Origin of the sequence: Bacillus sp. jun7 (genome assembly GCF_051034795.1) — a bacterium.
Lineage (GTDB): Bacteria > Bacillota > Bacilli > Bacillales > Bacillaceae > Bacillus > Bacillus velezensis.
The window spans coordinates 1,505,548-1,524,522 of record NZ_CP093219.1 but is presented as its reverse complement, the minus strand read 5'-3'; the positions used below and the strand labels follow the sequence as shown (position 1 = coordinate 1,524,522).

32 protein-coding genes are annotated in these 18,975 nt (G+C 49.1%); 24 read left to right on the top strand and 8 right to left on the bottom strand.

Annotated elements, in window-relative coordinates:
• Window position 1: 1 nt before the first annotated feature.
• From MJQ52_RS07070 to nrdE, 9 genes are read left to right on the top strand one after another with little or no spacing between them, the layout of a single operon-like run.
• Entirely contained in the window at window positions 2-706 is a 705-nt protein-coding gene (locus MJQ52_RS07070) for a 3'-5' exonuclease (protein ID WP_094247567.1), read from the top strand.
• Window positions 707-1,765 carry a hypothetical protein gene (locus tag MJQ52_RS07065; protein ID WP_434181909.1) on the top strand — a complete coding sequence of 353 codons (1,059 nt, stop codon included), beginning with the start codon at window positions 707-709 and terminating at the stop codon, window positions 1,763-1,765.
• A complete protein-coding gene (locus tag MJQ52_RS07060) occupies window positions 1,765-1,926 on the top strand; it encodes a hypothetical protein (protein ID WP_164965946.1) in 162 nt (53 codons plus the stop codon). The genes MJQ52_RS07065 and MJQ52_RS07060 overlap by 1 nt, the downstream gene beginning before the upstream one ends.
• Window positions 1,919-2,452, top strand: a complete 534-nt coding sequence (locus MJQ52_RS07055) for a crossover junction endodeoxyribonuclease RuvC (RefSeq protein ID WP_434181908.1) — start codon at window positions 1,919-1,921, stop codon at window positions 2,450-2,452. Before MJQ52_RS07060 ends, MJQ52_RS07055 begins: the two co-directional genes overlap by 8 nt.
• On the top strand, window positions 2,452-2,814 hold the full coding sequence (locus tag MJQ52_RS07050) for a hypothetical protein (RefSeq protein ID WP_434181907.1): 363 nt from the start codon (window positions 2,452-2,454) through the stop codon (window positions 2,812-2,814). Before MJQ52_RS07055 ends, MJQ52_RS07050 begins: the two co-directional genes overlap by 1 nt.
• A gap of 5 nt (window positions 2,815-2,819) precedes the next feature.
• Window positions 2,820-3,065: a hypothetical protein gene (locus MJQ52_RS07045; protein WP_094247573.1), complete on the top strand. Its 246-nt coding sequence runs from the start codon at window positions 2,820-2,822 to the stop codon at window positions 3,063-3,065.
• Window positions 3,062-3,247 carry a hypothetical protein gene (locus MJQ52_RS07040; protein ID WP_069013224.1) on the top strand — a complete coding sequence of 62 codons (186 nt, stop codon included), beginning with the start codon at window positions 3,062-3,064 and terminating at the stop codon, window positions 3,245-3,247. The genes MJQ52_RS07045 and MJQ52_RS07040 overlap by 4 nt, the downstream gene beginning before the upstream one ends.
• A gap of 5 nt (window positions 3,248-3,252) precedes the next feature.
• Window positions 3,253-3,609 carry a class Ib ribonucleoside-diphosphate reductase assembly flavoprotein NrdI gene (gene nrdI, locus MJQ52_RS07035; RefSeq protein ID WP_434181906.1) on the top strand — a complete coding sequence of 119 codons (357 nt, stop codon included), beginning with the start codon at window positions 3,253-3,255 and terminating at the stop codon, window positions 3,607-3,609.
• Window positions 3,610-3,643: 34 nt separating this feature from the next.
• Entirely contained in the window at window positions 3,644-5,698 is a 2,055-nt protein-coding gene (gene nrdE / locus MJQ52_RS07030) for a class 1b ribonucleoside-diphosphate reductase subunit alpha (protein WP_434181928.1), read from the top strand.
• 28 nt (window positions 5,699-5,726) lie between these two features.
• Here nrdE and MJQ52_RS07025 read toward each other — a convergent pair whose 3' ends face one another.
• Complete coding sequence (locus tag MJQ52_RS07025) at window positions 5,727-5,909, bottom strand: hypothetical protein (RefSeq protein ID WP_045208667.1); 183 nt, start codon at window positions 5,907-5,909, stop codon at window positions 5,727-5,729.
• A 165-nt stretch (window positions 5,910-6,074) separates the two neighbouring features.
• Here MJQ52_RS07025 and nrdF point away from each other — a divergent pair, with 165 nt between their 5' ends.
• The 11 genes from nrdF to MJQ52_RS06970 all read left to right on the top strand — a co-directional run bounded on the left by nrdF (window position 6,075) and on the right by MJQ52_RS06970 (window position 12,513).
• Window positions 6,075-6,992 carry a class 1b ribonucleoside-diphosphate reductase subunit beta gene (gene nrdF, locus MJQ52_RS07020; protein ID WP_434181927.1) on the top strand — a complete coding sequence of 306 codons (918 nt, stop codon included), beginning with the start codon at window positions 6,075-6,077 and terminating at the stop codon, window positions 6,990-6,992.
• 110 nt (window positions 6,993-7,102) lie between these two features.
• Window positions 7,103-7,261, top strand: a complete 159-nt coding sequence (locus MJQ52_RS07015) for a hypothetical protein (RefSeq protein WP_434181905.1) — start codon at window positions 7,103-7,105, stop codon at window positions 7,259-7,261.
• Window positions 7,258-7,764 carry a dUTP diphosphatase gene (locus MJQ52_RS07010; RefSeq protein ID WP_434181904.1) on the top strand — a complete coding sequence of 169 codons (507 nt, stop codon included), beginning with the start codon at window positions 7,258-7,260 and terminating at the stop codon, window positions 7,762-7,764. Before MJQ52_RS07015 ends, MJQ52_RS07010 begins: the two co-directional genes overlap by 4 nt.
• On the top strand, window positions 7,703-8,245 hold the full coding sequence (locus MJQ52_RS07005) for an AP2 domain-containing protein (protein ID WP_099320094.1): 543 nt from the start codon (window positions 7,703-7,705) through the stop codon (window positions 8,243-8,245). The genes MJQ52_RS07010 and MJQ52_RS07005 overlap by 62 nt, the downstream gene beginning before the upstream one ends.
• Window positions 8,246-8,470 carry a hypothetical protein gene (locus MJQ52_RS07000; RefSeq protein ID WP_094247579.1) on the top strand — a complete coding sequence of 75 codons (225 nt, stop codon included), beginning with the start codon at window positions 8,246-8,248 and terminating at the stop codon, window positions 8,468-8,470.
• A complete protein-coding gene (thyX, locus tag MJQ52_RS06995) occupies window positions 8,467-9,162 on the top strand; it encodes an FAD-dependent thymidylate synthase (RefSeq protein WP_094247580.1) in 696 nt (231 codons plus the stop codon). The genes MJQ52_RS07000 and thyX overlap by 4 nt, the downstream gene beginning before the upstream one ends.
• 26 nt (window positions 9,163-9,188) lie before the next feature.
• On the top strand, window positions 9,189-9,755 hold the full coding sequence (locus tag MJQ52_RS06990) for a 3D domain-containing protein (RefSeq protein WP_094247581.1): 567 nt from the start codon (window positions 9,189-9,191) through the stop codon (window positions 9,753-9,755).
• A 571-nt stretch (window positions 9,756-10,326) separates the two neighbouring features.
• Window positions 10,327-10,761 (top strand): hypothetical protein, encoded by a 435-nt coding sequence (locus tag MJQ52_RS06985; protein WP_434181903.1) that lies wholly within the window; start codon window positions 10,327-10,329, stop codon window positions 10,759-10,761.
• A complete protein-coding gene (locus MJQ52_RS06980; RefSeq protein ID WP_094247772.1) occupies window positions 10,758-11,003 on the top strand; it encodes a hypothetical protein in 246 nt (81 codons plus the stop codon). Before MJQ52_RS06985 ends, MJQ52_RS06980 begins: the two co-directional genes overlap by 4 nt.
• Window positions 11,000-11,566 carry a dephospho-CoA kinase gene (locus tag MJQ52_RS06975; RefSeq protein ID WP_434181902.1) on the top strand — a complete coding sequence of 189 codons (567 nt, stop codon included), beginning with the start codon at window positions 11,000-11,002 and terminating at the stop codon, window positions 11,564-11,566. Before MJQ52_RS06980 ends, MJQ52_RS06975 begins: the two co-directional genes overlap by 4 nt.
• Complete coding sequence (locus MJQ52_RS06970; RefSeq protein ID WP_434181901.1) at window positions 11,563-12,513, top strand: DNA cytosine methyltransferase; 951 nt, start codon at window positions 11,563-11,565, stop codon at window positions 12,511-12,513. Before MJQ52_RS06975 ends, MJQ52_RS06970 begins: the two co-directional genes overlap by 4 nt.
• Here MJQ52_RS06970 and MJQ52_RS06965 read toward each other — a convergent pair.
• Window positions 12,486-12,866, bottom strand: a complete 381-nt coding sequence (locus MJQ52_RS06965) for a hypothetical protein (RefSeq protein WP_434181900.1) — start codon at window positions 12,864-12,866, stop codon at window positions 12,486-12,488. The genes MJQ52_RS06970 and MJQ52_RS06965 overlap by 28 nt on opposite strands.
• Window positions 12,867-12,992: 126 nt before the next feature.
• Between MJQ52_RS06965 and MJQ52_RS06960 the strand changes: the two genes are divergently transcribed.
• From MJQ52_RS06960 to MJQ52_RS06945, 4 genes are all read left to right on the top strand, one after another.
• Window positions 12,993-14,171: an HsdM family class I SAM-dependent methyltransferase gene (locus tag MJQ52_RS06960; RefSeq protein WP_340043264.1), complete on the top strand. Its 1,179-nt coding sequence runs from the start codon at window positions 12,993-12,995 to the stop codon at window positions 14,169-14,171.
• A gap of 47 nt (window positions 14,172-14,218) precedes the next feature.
• Window positions 14,219-14,602: a sigma factor-like helix-turn-helix DNA-binding protein gene (locus MJQ52_RS06955; RefSeq protein WP_434181899.1), complete on the top strand. Its 384-nt coding sequence runs from the start codon at window positions 14,219-14,221 to the stop codon at window positions 14,600-14,602.
• Window positions 14,602-15,231: a hypothetical protein gene (locus tag MJQ52_RS06950; protein WP_094247587.1), complete on the top strand. Its 630-nt coding sequence runs from the start codon at window positions 14,602-14,604 to the stop codon at window positions 15,229-15,231. Before MJQ52_RS06955 ends, MJQ52_RS06950 begins: the two co-directional genes overlap by 1 nt.
• A gap of 250 nt (window positions 15,232-15,481) precedes the next feature.
• The gene (locus tag MJQ52_RS06945; protein ID WP_094247589.1) at window positions 15,482-15,910 is read left to right on the top strand and encodes a helix-turn-helix domain-containing protein; all 429 of its coding nucleotides are present in this window, start codon (window positions 15,482-15,484) and stop codon (window positions 15,908-15,910) included.
• Window positions 15,911-16,026: 116 nt separating this feature from the next.
• Here MJQ52_RS06945 and MJQ52_RS06940 read toward each other — a convergent pair whose 3' ends face one another.
• The 6 genes from MJQ52_RS06940 to MJQ52_RS06915 form a co-directional block, all read right to left on the bottom strand.
• Window positions 16,027-16,188, bottom strand: a complete 162-nt coding sequence (locus MJQ52_RS06940) for a hypothetical protein (protein ID WP_157829256.1) — start codon at window positions 16,186-16,188, stop codon at window positions 16,027-16,029.
• Window positions 16,189-16,227: 39 nt separating this feature from the next.
• The gene (locus tag MJQ52_RS06935; protein ID WP_434181898.1) at window positions 16,228-17,040 is read right to left on the bottom strand and encodes an ATP-dependent DNA ligase; all 813 of its coding nucleotides are present in this window, start codon (window positions 17,038-17,040) and stop codon (window positions 16,228-16,230) included.
• Window positions 17,041-17,331: 291 nt separating this feature from the next.
• Entirely contained in the window at window positions 17,332-17,511 is a 180-nt protein-coding gene (locus MJQ52_RS06930; RefSeq protein ID WP_434181897.1) for a hypothetical protein, read from the bottom strand.
• Window positions 17,512-17,641: 130 nt separating this feature from the next.
• Window positions 17,642-18,079, bottom strand: coding sequence for a hypothetical protein (locus MJQ52_RS06925; protein ID WP_094247591.1), 438 nt, complete (start codon window positions 18,077-18,079; stop codon window positions 17,642-17,644).
• Between the two features lie 311 nt (window positions 18,080-18,390).
• A complete protein-coding gene (locus MJQ52_RS06920) occupies window positions 18,391-18,594 on the bottom strand; it encodes a hypothetical protein (RefSeq protein ID WP_045208646.1) in 204 nt (67 codons plus the stop codon).
• Between the two features lie 205 nt (window positions 18,595-18,799).
• Window positions 18,800-18,946 carry a hypothetical protein gene (locus tag MJQ52_RS06915; protein ID WP_165698141.1) on the bottom strand — a complete coding sequence of 49 codons (147 nt, stop codon included), beginning with the start codon at window positions 18,944-18,946 and terminating at the stop codon, window positions 18,800-18,802.
• Between the last annotated feature and the right edge of the window lie 29 nt (window positions 18,947-18,975).

Sequence of the window (18,975 nt, the reverse complement as noted above, 5' to 3'; positions counted from 1 at the left end):
TATGGCGAAAACTTACGTTGTACTCGACTTAGAAACGACAGGACTCGATTATAAGTCCGAACAAATTACGGAAATTGGTGCGATTAAGATTGACGAAGGCTTTAACGAAATTGATCGTTTTCATACGATGGTTGCGTTGGAAGAGGGGCGAGAGCTGCCGGAATTCATTACGAAGCTGACCGGCATCACTGCGGCCGATCTCGAAGGTGCGCCGGCTGAAGTCGAAGCACTCGAAAAGCTGAACGAATTTATTGGCGATTCGATTGTAGTTGCGCAAAATGCTCCGTTCGATCTGTCGTTTATCAGTCGAGGCGGAATCGAGCCCGAACGGTTCTATTGTACGCGAGCTATGGCGCGTTTTGTTGAGCCGGAATTGTCTGCGAGCCTTAAGGACGTTGCTAACCGCCATGATATCTCGCTTGAAGGACATCATCGCGCGCTTAACGACGTAGAAGCGACGATTAAAGTTTTCCGGATATATCTACCGCATGTAAGAGAGGAGTTTAACGAGTTTGAAAACATCGTTCAAGACTCCGCAGATCGGCCGCTGAAGTTTAAGCCTAAGAACGCAATTGTCCGCAAAGTTCATATGGTTGCGTTAGATAATACGGACTTAATTCGTTTGGTTCGAGCGTTTCCGGAGGATCACGATATGTTTGCCAAGCTAGGCAGTATTATCGGGCGTACGATGAAGGGACGTGATTAATTGACGAACGCAAACGCACGATCAGCCGCAAACTCACTGCGCGCCCAATTAGCGCCGACGCCCGAACCGACCGGCTATGCGCAACAGATTGCGGATGAACTCATCGAATATCTAAACGAATGGCACTCGCTTCCGGAAACGTGGGATAACGCACTGGACGCGCAGATCCACCGATGGTACGCAGATGCTCCGAAAGTATTTCCGAAGAAACCGTATTTCTCGCCGTCATCTGCGAATGCCTGCCCGCGTGAACTTTATCATAAGGCGCAAGGAGATCCGAGAGACGTAACGAAAAAGCCTCCGTATCAGGGACGCTGGACCCGCATCGGAACGGCAATTGGCGATATGATTCAGCGTGATTTGCTCTTTATGGAAAAACATTTCGAAAAGAAAGTCGGCCGCCCCTGCCCGTTCAGCTTCGAACGTAATCCGGACGGCACGCCGATGTTCGAGGACTTCGCCAAGCGGAACCATAAGATCGAGCGCGCTGGCAAGACGTTTCACCTTTTCGGAACGTGCGACGGCATTATGCGCTATGTCACGGAAGATGGCGAAGTATTGCGCGTGGGACTCGAAATCAAGTCGAAGCAAACGAGCGCGGCCCGTACGTCTTTCTATTCGCTGAAGAAGCCGGATGAAAAACACGTTAAGCAGTGTGTCGCTTATGCGGAGATGTATGGCGTCGACTTATACGTGATCCTCTACGTAAACGCATCGAAGAAGGCGTGGGAGTACGAAGAAGGAGAATTCGAAAAGTCGCCGGACATCCGGGCGTTCGGCCTCGAAATCGGACGCGAAGACATCGACGTGCTGCTCGATAGATTCGTAGAAATTCAGAATTCGATTGACGACGGCAAACCGATGGCGGTCGACCTTAACGGTTGGACATTCAACGGGTACAAAACGGCTATTGCGCAATCGCTTACGGCGGCTGAACTAGAAGCCATCCGCGATAAGGTTTCGCGAGTCAAACGGTCGAACGTCTTTGATTCTACGAAAAGGCAGTACGCCGGGGCGCTAGAGTTTATCGAAAAAGTACGCAAAGGGGAGGCGGTTTGATGGCGAGGTTTATTCTTTACACGTTAATTGCGGTATTGTTATCGACTCTCGTTACCTTTTTGATATCGCTAATTAATCCGGAGGTAAGCGCTACACTATCGGTTCCTATCTCCCTTATTTTAGGGCTCATCGCAGGGTGGAAGGCGGTATTAGATGACTAGCACCAAGCCTATCCGCATTCTAGCGTTAGATATATCGACTAATCCCGGCTTCGCGGTCCTCGAAGTCAAACGGCTGAAGTCAGGTCCGCGCGTGAATCTCGTACACGTAACGTCTGTAAGCACGACGAGCCAGTCGCCGGACAGCCACCGGTATTCTTATATCGAGGCAGCGGCAACGATGGTCCTGCACGAACACGGACCGTTCGACGTTGTTGTCCGGGAGCATTACACGAAAGGGCGCAATAGGCGGTCGACCCAAACGGTGTTTGGTGCGTGGGCTGTCATCGACTTAGCGCTTGGTAAATACGGCTATAAGGCGGATGTGGAGATCACGCCGACAACGGTTAAAAAGGACGTAACCGGAAAAGGCAGCGCATCAAAAGACGAAGTAGAGGCGGGAGTACGGCGGATACTTTCGCTCCCGGCCGACTTTACATTTCGGACAGATGACGAATCGGACGCGGCGGCGATTGGGCTTTCGTATCTTGTCCGCGAGAAGATTATAAAACCGGAGGAGGCGGAATAATGGACCGCGTAATAAAGTGGGGAACTATCGCAGTAATTGCGCTGGCTGTGTTTTCTTTCGTGGTAGCAGCGCCGGCGTATACGATTGCGTCTTACCATAACGAAAACACTTACGTAATAAAGGTGACGGACAAAGAAACGAAAACGTCTGACGATTCCTCGAAGTATCTGATTTTCGGAGATGACGAGAAAGGTAACGCGAAAGTGTTCGAAAATACCGACGCAATATTTGCGCGGAAGTTTAATTCCAGCGACCTGTACGCGGAGATCGAAATCGGTAAGACGTACGAATTCAAGACGGTCGGCTTCCGGATTCCATTTATGTCGAGCTACGAAAACATAATGACGGTGAAGGAGAAGTGATGCGAATGTTTAAGCGGAGATTAATCGAAACGCTTTCGTGGATACTTACAATCGCAACGTTTTTTCTATTAGTCAGATTTCTGATATGGGCGATAGAATCTCCCGTAGCAAAAGCGATCTTTACGATTGCGGCCGTATTCGGACTGCTTCTCGTCGGGCTTTACGGAATCGTCCGTTTTATCTTATGGCTGATCGTCGAACCATATCGCGCACATAAACGCGAGCGCGAAACGGAGGGAACGGCCGAATGATCTACGGAGCGACCGACGAAGGTTTGCGAAATATGAGACGCTGGCTTAACGAAAAACTGATCGAAAGTGATACCGCCATCAGCTTCCACGACCGGAAACTAATCGAGGAGCGTATCGAGCGAGAACGGACACAGGCGCGGCTGGACGAAGTTGAGGCGGAAATTGAGAGACGGAAGGGGTAGATCGGATGCTGATCGCTTATTACTCGCTGACCGGCAACGTCCGCCGATTCGTCGCCAAGACCGGTCTGGCCGCCGTCGAAATTAAGCCGGGACTGATGATCGCCGAGCCATTCGTATGCGTGACCGGTACGTATGGCTTCGGTCAGGTTGCCGGCACAGTTTCGGATTTCCTTGCGGATAACAGCGAATATCTTGCGGGCGTGGCTGCGTCGGGTAATCGCAATTGGGGCGATAATTTCGCAAAGGCGGCCGATGTGATTGCGGAGCAGTACGGCGTGCCGGTGGTCGGGCGCTTTGAATTAGCGGGCACGGACGCAGATGTACGACAATTTATCGAAAGGGTGAACGCGCTTGACGAATAAACACGCAAGCTATATCGAACTTAATAACGAAATTATGCTACAGAAGGACGGCCGGTTCCAATTCGAAAAGGATCTCGAAGCCGTCCGCGCTTATTTTATCGACTACGTAAATCAAAACACCGTATTTTTCCACGACCTTCGCGAAAAGCTCGACTATCTGCGCGATAACGATTACTACGAAACCGAATTCCTCGACGCCTATACGTTCGATGAAATCAAGGCGGTCTATCAGGCGGCCTATGCGCACAAGTTCCGATTCCCTTCGTTCATGAGCGCGTTCAAATTCTATAACGACTATGCGATGAAGACGAACGACGGCAAAAAGATCCTTGAACGATACGAAGACCGCGTTTCTGTTGTCGCGTTATTCTTCGCGGGAGGAGACGCAGCCAAGGCGATCGAGTACGTAGATTTGATGATGCGGCAAGAATACCAACCGTCAACGCCGACGTTCTTGAATGCGGGCCGGAAGCGTCGGGGCGAGCTCGTTTCCTGCTTCCTGCTCGAGGTTAACGATTCCCTTAACGATATTAGTCGCGCAATTGATATTTCGATGCAGCTTTCGAAGCTTGGCGGCGGCGTGTCGCTTAATTTATCGAAGCTGCGGGCGAAAGGCGAGGCGATCAAAGACGTAGAGAACGCGACGAAGGGCGTAGTCGGCGTTATGAAGCTGCTCGATAATGCGTTCCGTTACGCAGATCAGATGGGTCAGCGGCAAGGGTCGGGCGCGGCTTATCTCAACGTATTCCATGCGGACATTAACGACTTCCTTGATACGAAGAAAATCTCGGCCGATGAAGACGTCCGCGTCAAAACGTTATCCATCGGCGTTGTCATTCCGGATAAATTCATCGAACTGGCGCGAGAAGATCGGCCAGCTTACGTTTTCTATCCGCACACCGTGTATAAGGCGTATGGAACGCACCTAGACGAAATGGATATCGGTCAGATGTACGATAAGCTCGTCGATAATCCGGCCGTGCGTAAGGAAAAGATTAATCCGCGGAAGCTACTCGAAAAGCTCGCTGTGTTGCGCTCCGAATCGGGCTATCCGTACATTATGTTCGAAGGCAACGTTAACGCAGAGCACGCGAACGGTCACGTATCGAAGGTTAAATTTTCGAATCTGTGCTCGGAGGTGCTTCAGGCGTCGCAAGTATCGGAATACACCGACTATGGCGAAGAAGACGAAATCGGCCTCGATATTTCGTGTAATCTCGGATCGCTCAACGTTGCAAACGTAATGAAAAACGGCGACTTCGAAACGATCGTTAAGCTGTCCGTCGATGCTCTCACGCGAGTCTCGGAAACTTCGAATATCAAGAACGCGCCGGCCGTCGCCAGAGCTAACCGCGAGATGCGTTCGATTGGCCTCGGCGCGATGAATCTACACGGCTATTTAGCGCAGAACGGCATCGCTTATGAATCGGAGGAAGCGCGGGATTTCGCTAACGTATTCTTCGCCGCGGTTAACTACCACTCGATCAGGAGGTCCGCAGAGATTGCGCGTAAAACCGGAGAAACTTATCGCGGTTATGCAGGCTCGGCATACGCAGACGGAAGTTTCTTCGATAAATATCTCGCGAATGATTATCTACCTAAGTTCGAAAAAGTTTCTGCGTTATTTTCCGGAATTGAACTACCGACTAAAGACGACTGGGCGTGCCTTAAACATTTCGTATCAGAGCACGGACTATATCACTCCTATCGTTTATGTATCGCGCCTACTGGATCTATTTCGTATGTGCAGTCGGCTACTGCGTCGGTCATGCCGATTATGGAGCGCATCGAGGAGCGTACGTACGGCAATTCGAAGACGTACTATCCGATGCCGGGGTTATCGCCGCAGAACTGGTTCTTCTACAAGGAAGCGTACGACATGGATATGTTTAAAGTCGTCGATATGATCGCAACGATTCAGCAGCACGTCGATCAAGGTATTTCGTTTACGTTGTTCTTGAAGGATACGATGACGACGCGCGATCTCAATCGGATTGACTTATACGCACATCATAAGGGGATTAAAACGCTGTATTATGCGCGGACGAAGGATACCGGGCAGGAGGGCTGTTTGTCCTGTGCGGTTTAGCTGAGAAAAAAGAGACGATAATTCGTCTCTAGTATTTCTTTATTATTTTTTTAACCAAACTATCAAACTTCTGTTTCTCAGCAAAGGATAAATCATCTATAGATACATCTTCCATCTTTCCCTTATTCTTACCACTAGTGTGTACTATTACAGGGGAAAATGGTGGAAATGCCTGGTTTTTAGTTACGGCTATTATGCGCTCTTTTTTCATAAACAGATACTCCCTTCTCTAACTTTGAAATTATAAACTATAGCTTCTATATGTCAAGAGAGCGGTAGCTTAAAAAATTGCGAAATGGAGGACGAATACTTGACAAATGAAAACGCAACCCATACGGCGGCCGATTGGTCGCGTCATGAAGACGACTTTACGCAAATGTTCTACGCACAGAACGTTAAGCAGTTCTGGCTTCCGGAAGAGATTTCGCTAAATGGCGATCTCCTTTCGTGGAAGGCGTTGGGCCCGGCCGAGCAACTCGTATATATGCGCAATCTTGCCGGCTTAACGCTCCTGGACACCGAACAAGGCAACGAAGGCATGCCTATCATCGCGCAACATATCGCCGGCCACCAACGTAAAGCCGTCCTTAATTTCATGGCGATGATGGAGAACGCTGTCCATGCGAAGTCCTATTCGAATATATTTATGACGCTTGCGCCTACCGAAACTATTAACGAAGTATTCGAGTGGGTTAAGACGAATCCGTATTTGCAGCGGAAGGCGGCGCTAATAACCGGCCTATATCGCGGCATCAAAGAAGGCGATGCCCTTTCGCTGTATAAGGCGCTTGTGGCTTCGGTTTACCTCGAAAGCTTCCTGTTTTATTCCGGCTTTTATTATCCGTTATATTTCGCGGGCCAAGGCAAGCTAACGAGCAGCGGCGAGATCATTAACCTTATCATTCGCGATGAGGCGATCCATGGCGTATACGTCGGCTTATTGGCGCAGGAGATTTACGGAAAGCAAGAGGCGGACGTCCAGCTTGAGATGCGCGACTTTGCCGTCGAACTGCTGACGGAATTGTACGATAATGAGGTCGCATATACCGAGGATCTATACGATGCGGTCGGCTTAACACACGATGTAAAACGATTCCTTCGTTACAACGCGAATAAGGCGCTACAAAACCTCGGCTTCGATCCGTATTTCGAAGAGGAAAGGCCGAACCCTATCGTCATGAACGGCCTGAATACGAAGACGAAATCGCACGACTTCTTCTCGCAAAAAGGCAACGGCTATAAGAAGGCGACGGTCGAAGCGCTAAAGGATTCGGATTTTTATTTCGGCGAATGAGCGTCCATTTTTCGGAATAGATTCGCAGTTATTTACGAAAGGAAATTATCCTGTGATGTCGCAAAAGTGGCGATTACCTACCCGTTATATAAGTGAGGAGGTCATCGCCTATGAAACGATTTATCAGCGCTACGGCAACGATCATCGCCGGACTGCTTTTCGTTCTGCCGTACATCCATACGATAGGATTCCGGTGGTTTTCGATAGTGTCCGTGTTCGCCTTGCTTGCGATATTAACAAGCGAAAGCACGAAGGAGGAAACGAAATGAACGTAAATATAAAACGGTTATCACCGGACGCTCAAACGCCGGCCTACGCACACGCAACGGACGCTGGCTTCGATCTAGTCGCGGCGGCCGACGTTATTATCGAACCGGGCGAAACGGCGTGTGTGCCGACGGGCTTGGCGTTCGAGATTCCGGAAGGTTTTGAAATGCAGATCCGACCGCGATCAGGCATTACGCTGAATACTAGACTGCGTGTACAACTCGGAACAGTTGATTCGGGCTATCGTGGCGAGGTCGGAGTGATTGTCGATAATATTGCGCGAGAAGAATGGGGATCGACTCCTAGATTACGTACCCTAAACGGGAAGGTCGAGAATATTGACGGCACTTATTATCCGAAATCTACGTACATCGTCCGCAAAGGTGATCGTATCGGGCAGGGAATAATTAAGCCGATAGAACAGGCGGTGTTTGCGGAAGTTGATGATCTTAGTAACTCGGATAGAGGTGATTGCGGTTTTGGCAGCAGTGGATCGTCCGTATAAAGAGATTAGTTTATCTAATGGCGGAATCTGTTTAGTGAGTGAAGAGGACTTCGATGGTTTGAGTAAATATAAATGGCACAGGAGAAGTTCCGATGGATACGCGGCTCGCACTGTGTATAATGATGGGAAATTCAAAACTGTTCGAATGCATCGGGAGATCATGAACCCTCCGAAGGGCTTTGTTATAGATCACATTAACCGAGACAGATTAGACAATCGAAGGGATAACCTTAGAATTGCTACCGCAAGCCAAAATATTGCTAACTCGATAAAACCTTCTACCAACTCATCGGGCTATAAGGGAGTACAGTACCGAAAAGACCAAGGAAGATGGAGAGCGTGTATACGAGTAAACAAAAAGCCTATCTCTTTAGGTCAGTATGACTCAGCAGAGAAGGCGGCACGAGCATATAATGCTGCAGCAATAAAGTATTTTGGAGAGTACGCGAGACTGAATGACCTACCTAAGGAAGACGCTTAGATGACGCAAATATATGCGTGCTTTCTGAACGGTAAGTTGTACGGATGCGGCGATATCGAGTATATGAACGACCTATTCCGCGATTACGTTGTTTATTGCGAGATGTACGGGGAAGACGATTGTACATTCCGAATAACTACGAAAGAGAAAGCTCGCAGATTAGTGATTAACGAAACTATTCGCGAAAACGGCGAAGCATTAAAACGATTGGAGGACAAACAATGAACGAAAAGATTAACGTACTCGACAACGGATATGTCCGATTAACAAACGTAATGGGCTCCGATCTTTCTGTCGTCAACTCAGCTCGCGTTTCCTACGACAAGGAATCGACCGAGCTAGACGAAAAGGACATCCGGCTTATTAAATTTCTTGCGCGAGAAGGCCATACGTCACCTTTCCGTCATGCAACGCTTCAGTTCGAAGTATACGCGCCGTTAATGGTTGCGCGGCAGCATTGGAAGTACATCGTAGGCTCCGACCACACAATGGACGCTTGGAATGAGTCGAGCAGGCGCTATGTTACCGAAGAACCAACGTTTTATATTCCGCAAGCAGACGAATGGAGATCAGCACCGGAGAATTCGAAGCAAGGTAGCGGTAATTGTTTGCCGGAACAACAAGGCGAAATAGCCACACAAGACTTGATCGACTACGTTGCGTTTGGTGAGCGATTGTATGAACGTGCTATGAATTCGGGAGTTTGCGCAGAGCAAGCGCGCCTATTCCTTCCGGCTTACGGAATGTACGTACGCTATTACTGGACGGCATCGCTTCAATCGGTTGTGCATTTCTTAAATCAACGTCTGGCACACGATAGTCAAGTCGAAATCCAAGAATACGCGAAAGCGGTTTACTCGTTAGTTAAACCGAAATTTCCGATTAGCATTGACGAGTTAACAAGAACGGAGGTGTAAGCATCGGTATACTAACGAATCTAGCGATGTCAACGCAATTACTTACGAACCCGACCGCCAAGCCACCGGAGCCACCACCGCCAGACCCACCGCGAATCACCGAGGAAGAATCCGCGCTGCAAAAGGCGGAAGCCGTTATCGATGGCAAGGACGCTGAACTGGCGGCCAAGGATGCGAAGATAAAGACGCTCCAATCCGAACTTGCTTCCGTAAAAGACGAAGTCAAGGCGCAGTCTAACGAAAAGCACGTAAAATCGCCGCATAAGCACGCAGAGCCTTCCGGCTGGCAAACGTTCGAAGCGACTGCGTATACGGCTTATTGCGCGGAAGGATGTACCGGAACAACAGCGACCGGCCTCGACGTCAGCCATACGATCTACCACGCCGGCAAACGTATTATTGCGGTCGATCCGTCAGTGATTGCATTAGGCTCGGCGGTTGAGGTGCGGCAGGCAGACGGCACGACGTTTGAAGCCGTGGCGCAGGATACTGGGAGCGCGATTAAGGGCGCCAAGATTGACGTGTTAGTTACGGAAGAAGCCGGCGCGGTACAGTTCGGGCGGCAGTCGGTGCAGGTTCGCGTAATAAATTAACGGGAGGGCCGTGTAGTGGCGGATATAACACGAAAAGATATAATCGCGCTTACAGAACGTTTCTTAGACGAATACCCGACTAAGCGCGAGAAGCGAGAACTTGACGACCTTGCGGGAGCTGGACTTACGTTGCCCAACTTCTCGACGAAATCATCACGCCAAGTATTTGCGAAATACGTACGGAGGAAGTGATCGGATGAGTTGGTTCAGCGCTGAGGCGGAAAGAGCTAAATCAGAATATGTTCGAATATTAAGGAGGAATATCGATAATATGGCGAATATCGTAAACGCAAACGCTAAAATCCACGTACTGGCTGACGAAACACTTGGCGGCATCAAGCGCGAATACGTAGATGTCGATCGGAAGGCGGAGGTCGGCGAGAAGATCGTCATCGTAAACGCAGACGTTCAATGTGAAGACCCGTATAGTAACGGATATTTATTTGAGGTGGAAAGTTTACTCAGTTGCAGTAGGGGCATACAGACGTCGTGTCATCGAGATATCTTCGATTTTGAATATCACGTACTCGAACCGACCGACATCGTCCACATAGACGGTGAGCGCTACGAAATGATCGATAGGAAGGCGGAATTGGGCGAGAAGGTTATGTACGTTGACGAGTCGGGAGAATCGTACGGAATCGTCACTGAGGTCCTCGCGGTGGGCGCCGGAGTGGTTGACGTTGCTGAATACGAAGAACCTAGCGGCGCTGTCATTGTTGGTTTTTCACACGATCGTTACCGCGTCCTCGTCCCGGTCGAAGCCGCCGAAGACGAACCGAAGCCAGCCGACCCAATCGACGTTATCGCCAGTTTAGCGCAAGAGGTAGCGTTTTTAAAACGAACGGTTGATCGCCATAGAGACGAAATCGACACGCTGTATAAAGACAAACGGACGCTTGGCGAAGAGTTAGCGCGGTTGGCCGCAGAAGTCGGAAAGGAAACGGAATCAAGCGCGAAGGTAATGGCGGAAGCATTTGTGGCGCTAAGGAGAGCCGGCCTATGACAAACGATGTGATTTACGTTATCTATAAGGACGGAAAACGGATGAATTCTAGCGGAAGGAAAGTCGCTTATCTATCGGAAGGTGCGGCCAAAGGCGTGATAACACAGGAAGTAAACGATCAAGCGTATTACCAAACGCCCGATTTCTACGATATGCCGAAGGACGAACAAGATGCGATAAAGGCGGAGATCCGCAAGCGCTATGAGATCGTCGAATACGTACCGAAGGAGGAGCGCCCATGAAGCTCGCCCTAACCGCACCGTTACGCGCAGGCAAGTCGCAAGCTGCCGGCTATCTATCGACGTATTACGATTTCCAAACGTTCGCCTTCGGAGACGAATTAAAAGCGGCTTTCCATCGCGCTTTCCCTTCCGTACCTGAAAAGCCGAAGCCACGCGGGTATTATCAAGAATTCGGTCAGGCGGTGCGGAAGATACTCGGCGAGAACGTCTGGATAGACGCATGTATGGCGAAAGTCGACGCATACACGGCGCTCTTTTCACGCAAATGTGATTGCGGCTTACCCCCGTCCCTGAAGAATCGCGTACTGATCGAAGACGTTCGGCAACAGAACGAATATGACCGGCTGCGCGCCGAAGGATTTACCATCGTCCTCATCACAGCGCCGGAGGAATTACGGATTGAACGCGCACGGAAGGCCGGCGACGATTTCGATTTAGCAGCGCTCGATCATCCGACTGAAAAAGCGCTGCAAAGTTTCGAAGTTGATTACGAAATTGTTAACGATGGAACGTACGAGCAGCTATATGCGAAGTTGGATGAGCTAATGGAGGCGATGCTATGACGCACTTTAATTTAACGCCGCAACAGCCGGCGAACGGACTGACTGTGCTCGAATTATTCTGCGGAGGCGGACTCGGCGCAATCGGATTCAAAGCGGCCGGCTACGATATCGTGAAGGCGTTAGACTTCGATAAGAATGCCGTTAAAGCTTACCGTCACAACTTCGGTGATTACGTGGAACAGGCGGATATTAACGAAATTGATATCGACAGTTTACCGAACACAGACGTTATATTCGGAGGGCCGCCATGCCAAGACTTCTCGGTTGCGGGTAAAGGTGCGGGAGCAGATGGAGAGCGAGGCAAACTTGTCTGGCGATACCTCGAAATCATTGAACGCAAGCAACCGAAAGCCTTCGTATTTGAAAACGTAAAAGGACTGATAACGAAGCGCCACCGTCCTACATTCGATGCGCTTATCGAGAAGTTTAACGAAATAGGTTACGAGATTGAGTGGAAAGCGCTGAGCGCGTGGGACTACGGAGTAGCACAGAAGCGAGAGCGCGTGTTTATCGTCGGAATACGAAAAGACCTCGGATTCACCTTCGAGTTTCCGAAGCCGTTAGAAGGCGATTTTCAGACGCGAGTATTGCGGGATGTTATCGGGGATTTGCCTGAGCCTGAGCGTCAAGATTGCGGAAAGTATTGGACGCCTAAAAGCGAATACACATACGGCCAAGCTAACCGCGTGCAATCGCTAGATAGACCGTCTAATACGATTCCAGCGCATCATAACAGCGGCCAGCCGATCCATCCGACCGAAGCACCTCGCCGTTTCACCGTTCGCGAATGTCTCCGAATCCAATCTGCGCCAGACACTTACGTCCTGCCAGACGATATTTCTTTATCGGCACAATACCGGATTGTCGGAAACGGAATTGCTTCGCGCGTTGCGTGGTATATCGGATGTGCCTTGGCGGATCAGCTACGATTTAAATTGAAAGCATAAACGCCGGAAGGGTACGCCATATACGCCTGCTTCGCGGCTTCCTCTTCGCCAATCATCTGAAAACGTAGCGGAAGGTCCTCGTCTTTGAATCCGGCTGCCCTAATTACTTTGCTTGCGGCTTTATTATACGAGCGCTTATCGAATTTGAACGGAGTCGCATCGGCCTTTACGCTTTCAGGCTTTGCGCAAACAAGGCGATTCGCTTCGTCATCGTAGCCGATCGTCAGGTAAAACGGTGCTTTGTCAGGCAGGCCGATGATTTTACGTGCGCCGGACGAAACGTATATTCTTCGTTGTTTATCAAGCGTTATGTAAGCGTCATTACTTTGCGCTGAAATCCAATTAATAACCATACGGATACACCTCGATTATACATTATACGGAAATTATATTCGCTTTTGGGGCGAAAGTCAAACGAAAAGGGGACGATTGCTATAGGGAAAGCTGATCGCAAACGCTGGGAAGGAAACGTTAAGTCGATGGAAATCATCGCGAAGGATCGCGGTCAAATAACTGAAGAAGATATCGAATTCTTACGGCAAAATTATACGTCGGCAGGCGGGTTACTGCCGAATGCTTTTAGCGGTGGGGCCTTTTTCACGCCTACTCACGTCGCAAAGTTCGTATGGGATGTATTAAAGCCGCGGCTGCCTGAGACTCCGAAGGTTCTGGAGCCTTCCGTTGGTGCCGGCGTATTTCTCGAACATGCGCCGAAGGCCGCCGACATCACAGCGTTAGAACTCGATAGTACAAGCGCGAAAGTAACATCGCTGTTATATCCAGACGCTGAGATTATCGAAGGGAATGCGCTAGTACACGGACGCCGAGATTATTACGACCTAGTAATCGGCAACCCGCCATACGGAGTAAACGTTAAGTTCGAGCCGCAAGAAGGCGAGGAATGGCGGTCAATTACTAAAAAGAAGGGAGAATACGGAGGCAAGTCGGAGGTTGCTTTTATCGAACTCGCTATCAAAGCGGTTAAGCCCGGCGGTTATATTGCGTTTGTACTTCCGTTAGGCATATCCTTCGCTAACTATGCATCTAAACTTCGAAAGTTTATGCACGAAACGTGCTGGCAGGTCGCGACTATTTTACTTCCGGGAGAAACGTTCCAACACGTAGGTACTACGATTCCTACGCAGATATTAATACTGCGGAAAGCACCGCCTAGAACGGAGTTAATACCGCCAGCAACTACGAAATGGTGCTCAAATTTCAGAAGAGGCGGTGACACCGACATATCGGAATATAACGCAAAATTTCTCGAAGGTCAGCCGCCTGCTTATTTCGCTCAAATAACAGATATTGGGTGGGACTCGAAAGGTAAATCGACGGATAAATGGGGAGATGGTCGGACGCAACTTGACGAACTTGTTGACGATTTCACTGACGATAACCTTATGCGCGAAAATCTATACCCGCATTTACCGAGCTGGTACGGAATCGACAAAGGAAACGAGGCATTCTTCTTCTCACATGACAACGGTCAGTGTGACGGCTTAAGGGATGCCGCGGCCACTTTTCCGGAAGGTCCTTACCGCTGGAATGAACTAACGTTAGGCGCCGGGGATGAGATCGAATGGAATGGACGTATGGTGAGCTCGTTTGATTTCGATTGGCAGGACGAAATTGTTCGCAATTATTTCGATAGCTAGCGCGATTACTAGGTTGTAGGACGAAAAAGAAACGGGAGGTTTTACGTATGGGAACGGTAAAAGTCGATCTCCACCGAAAGGATCGCGAATTTAACGCAGCCTATGCGCTAGATAACGCAGAAGGCGTCAAGCTATTACTCGCCGATTACCAGAAGTTCGTCAGCCGGAAGCGATGCGGCGACTATGCGGCCGTGGAAGTGCTGATCGATATTCATAAAGCGATCGAGCTCGCCGGCTTAACGGTTCGGCAACGACAGGCGATCGAGCTCGTTTACTTCGGAGAATTAACGCAAACCGAGGCGGGCGAACGGATGGGCATAACGCAGCAAGGTGTCGTAGCTCATTTGAACGCGGCTGCCGATAGCTTGGCGGAAATTTATTATTATTGGGCGAGCCACGGCGAAGGCTACGCGATAAGGGGGACGAATTAATGGATAACGGTTTATTGCACGAAATGATTACGGAATTGCAGCTCGAAGTTAGACAAGATTATAGGACGGGTGGTCCGTTAGCTTGGCGCTGTGTTTCCGGCCAGCCTGATGAAGGCGATCACGTATTAGTTGACGGCGAAATCGTTACGTACAAGAGCGCAGAGCACGCCGCCTTAGATTTGCGGACCATTTATATCTCCGATCGTGTAACGCGCTTAGAACGAATCACAGCGCTAACAGACGCTTATATGGACGCAACAGGTCAGCAACCCGAACTAATCTCGTTAGAACGGTTGACCGATCTCGTACTTTTCGAAGAGCTCACCGATACGAATAAAAACAAAATGAAGGCGGAATACCCGATCATGAGCGAGCGCCTGGAAACGACACGCAAGAACGGAGAGCGATCCGGAAAGTTGGCGGAAGAGTACGATCAAACGGGCCGTAATCGCGCCGAACCTACGCGCCGTTCGCTATCGACTTACGAATCTATTTTCGTTGATGCGCGTGCCAAGTCACTAAATAAGCAGCGCCGCAAGCGCTATAACGATTTTGTTAACGGACGCACAGATGGTCAGTTTACGGTCAACATCGCAACAGGGGAAAGGGTAGAGCATACGGGCGCATAGGCGCCTTTTTATTTATATATTTACGGAGGTGCGACCGAATGCAAAACGGATATTATTACTGCTATTCTGCGAATCTATACGAATTCCTGCGCGACCATGACCAGCGCTATATCTGCGTAGGCTTAAACGAAAATACTTTACGGAAGTTTTGGCAATATGCACGCACACCCGAACTCGATCGTTTGTTAACGGAGTGGCAGCGCCGCAAGCCGGCTTAAGTCGAATATTTATTTAAGTGGAGGACGATTATATGAGCGACAAAGCGAAGGCCCTTCCGTTTGATACTGCGGCGGGCTATACGGGCATACCTAACGTTATTCTTACGCATTATCAATACTTTCCGAAGCTGAACGGTAACGCCGTGTTGGTATACGCGTTCCTACTGAAATTTTATAATGCGGACTACGGTTACGCTTTTCCAACGCAAGAACAGGCGGCCAGGGCGCTCGCGATGAGCGATTCAACGTATCGTAACGCAGTTAAAACACTAGTTCAGGCGCAGCTTATACAAACGGTAGAGAACGGAGGCGGCGCGAAGAACCTCATCTATTATTTCCGCAAACCGATCGAAGACGAAACCGAGTTTTTTCGTATGTTTCCGGAAGCTGCCGAGAATAAACGGAAACAGGACGCGATATGGTCGAATATTGGTGCGAAAAGGAAAGCGCGCGTGGTATAATTTTACTTTATCGGAGGTGAGACGAATGAGTGAAATAAGACCCGGAGCTAATCCGTTGGAAAGCGCAATTAGAGGAGCGAGCCCGTCACGCGGAGCATAAAACGAAAAAGGACGCCTTATGCGGGCGTCTTTTCTTCGTCATCTTCCGTTTGTAATTCAAGAACTTCGATCTGCGATTTTAAGATAGCTATGTCTCGGCTGTTTAGATTCGTAGGTAATTCAAAGCGCGCAATCTGCCCGTTTGTAAGCGCAATGCGAGCGTATTGTTTTTCATCCATTCGTATAGCTCCTTCGGTGTTTATGCCTTAAATATATCATCAGCTCTTCCACGAATCAAACGAAGGTATCCGCAGCAGTCCTTTGCGCGTCTTAAATCGATGCTTCACACGGCATTTTATCGGCTCTATATTCACGTATTTATCCGTTTCTCCAACGTCTACCCGCTCCGAATGAAATCTCCGCCGTTCAGCGTGCGGCATAAACTCCATCAGGCCCGCATAAGAACCGTCTTCATACGCCAGAACAAGCGCATTATCCTCTTTCCGATATCCCGTAATCCAAACGTCAGTGTATTCGTAATTAACGATCTTCAACCAACGATCTGATCTCTTATTTTCCGCGTAGGATGAATTAGCGCGCTTCATAACGACGCCTTCAATGCCGGAGCTTTTCGCTAAGTCGAAAACAGCGCGGCCATTACCGGTAACGCTATCGACAATCTTAACGTTTGGATGATCGAGGGCAAGGCCGCTTAATAATTCCTTCCGCTCATATAACGGCTTCGACGTAACTGATACGTCGTCGAGACGCAATATATCAAACACGCAGAATACTATCGGATGATAACTTCTTCGCGATTGAAACCGCTCCATCATAGCCTCGAAGTCTCCGGCGCCTGTCGGTCCGGGCACGATAAGCTCGCCGTCTAAAACAGTGCCGTCCGGGATTTGTAGCGTGTGGAGTTCGGGGAATTTAGCGGTGACTTCGTTGTTGTGGCGGGTGTAGAGGCGTATTTGTCCGTTAGCTTTGGACGCGAGCAGGCGGATACCGTCGAATTTGATTTCCGTAATGTAATCGTCAGAATCAAACGGGTCTTTTGCGGACTCTAATAGCATTGGCGAAATAAACAAAAAAAATCACCTCGTTTCAGCTTCGTATTACTTTAATGATATAGTAATAGTCCGCGAGAACGAAGTGATTTGTTGTTGGAAAATTTTTGTGATGATACTTATCGAACCATTTTTAGCTTCTTTATATCAACCCAGAAAGACAGTCCATCATGGATATCGTACACTTTCACCATGCTAGGATCTTCCTCGGATTTCTCTTCTAGTGCCAACTCGTTTATATGATAATAAGCTGAATCCTCATGTTGATATTCTTTTCTTATTGTATACAACTGTCGAGTCATTAGAAGCCTCCTAAATGTTCTTTCTCATTCCACACCGCCGGCACTCCCGAAGAAACTTTCCGCTCTTCACCGAGCTTTTGAAAAGCGTATAATCGCAATTGTCGCATCGCCCTGCGCGCTTGTCCGGAAATTCCTTGTATTCGTAAGTGATCGACGTATCAATGCCGTTAGTCTCGTATTTTTCCTCCATTTTCGTTGTACCTCCGTGTCCTACATCGTTGTTTAGAACGATTATACCACGAAATTACAACGAGAGAGCCGCTTCAGACGCGTTCAGGTACGATAGGTATCCGAAAGCTTGAAGCGGCTCATTTCGTTCATTATTTAACGTTGAATTTCGCTGACTCAAACGTACCGACGTATTTGCGCTTGCCTGAATCCGAATAGCAGTCGATCTGTATAACGTATGTGCCTTTGCCGGTCTTGCTACGGATCGATTTCGCACTAAACGACTTCAGCGGCGTTGACGTCTTGAAGCTCCCGCGCTGTACTAAATTCGTATCAGTCAACCCGCCGCGGCTGCGCTTTTTATAAACGCCGGCTGTGTAGTACAGCGTTGAGCCGCCTTTCTTCTCGGCTTTCCAGTCGACCGTGCTTGCGCTACTGCTGTACGTGGTTGCGTCCGTATATACCCGCGCCTTATGCCCGAACTTCTCCGTCTGCCAGCCCGACCATGCCGCGTCAGCTTGCGGAGCCAGCGCAATAGTGCCGGTTAATAGGGTGGCGGTGATTACGAGCGATTTGACTAAACGTTTCATACGATTTCCTCCTCGACTTCCAGCCGCGTACCACACGTAGGGCAGCACGCGTCCGGCTTGATTTCGATATCTAACTTTGCGTAATTGCAATCGTGGCAAGTGTATTCAATCATCGTTATGACTCTCCGTTTCCCTACTAATACTAAAATTCGTACCCTGAGGTTTCGTATCGACATGAGTGGCAATATGACGTCCATACGTAGCCCCTCGGAACCTCTTCTGCGTAAACTTCTTTGGAGTTTTCTTCGTCACAACATTCGCAAGAAGATAATTTGTTAAATGGGATCTGCTCATCCTGAGTAAAGTAAGCTTTAACCGTTTTCATGTAGATCGTCTCCTTTAGTTTCGATTAGATATCCGAAGTAGGTAAGCGCCGTGTTAAAACCGATCTGATACGCGCGTCCGCTGTCCTGAAATATGTTCTTTGGTCGTTCGTACAGGTCGATGATCTGCGCTTTCTGTTTCGTTGTTAATGGCGGACTGTCCGACCACAGGCATCTTATATCAAGCGTCATTTTCCACACCGCCTTTCCGCCGTAAGAGCAGAAGGACAAAAAACACGATCGCCGATCCGATTCCGATATAATCGAGCGCGGAAAGCTTGGCGAAATTCATGCTCGCGATCCATGAGACAAGGACGACAATTAGCAAAATTTCCGTGGTATTAATCCGTTTCATACGTGGTATAATTGATTGACAGGGGCTTTCGCCCCCGTTGGGTTATGTGCGGCGACGGTGTTTCTTGGTCGGAAGCCGTCGCTCTTTTGCTTTCGCCTCTTTGCGCATCTTGCGAAGCTCTAGCGAGAGTTTGAAAATCGCTAACCAAGTGCCAAGGAGCGCGGAAAGCTTTACGATGATGTCAATCAATTTACCGTTCACCTCCTTTCTATAACTCT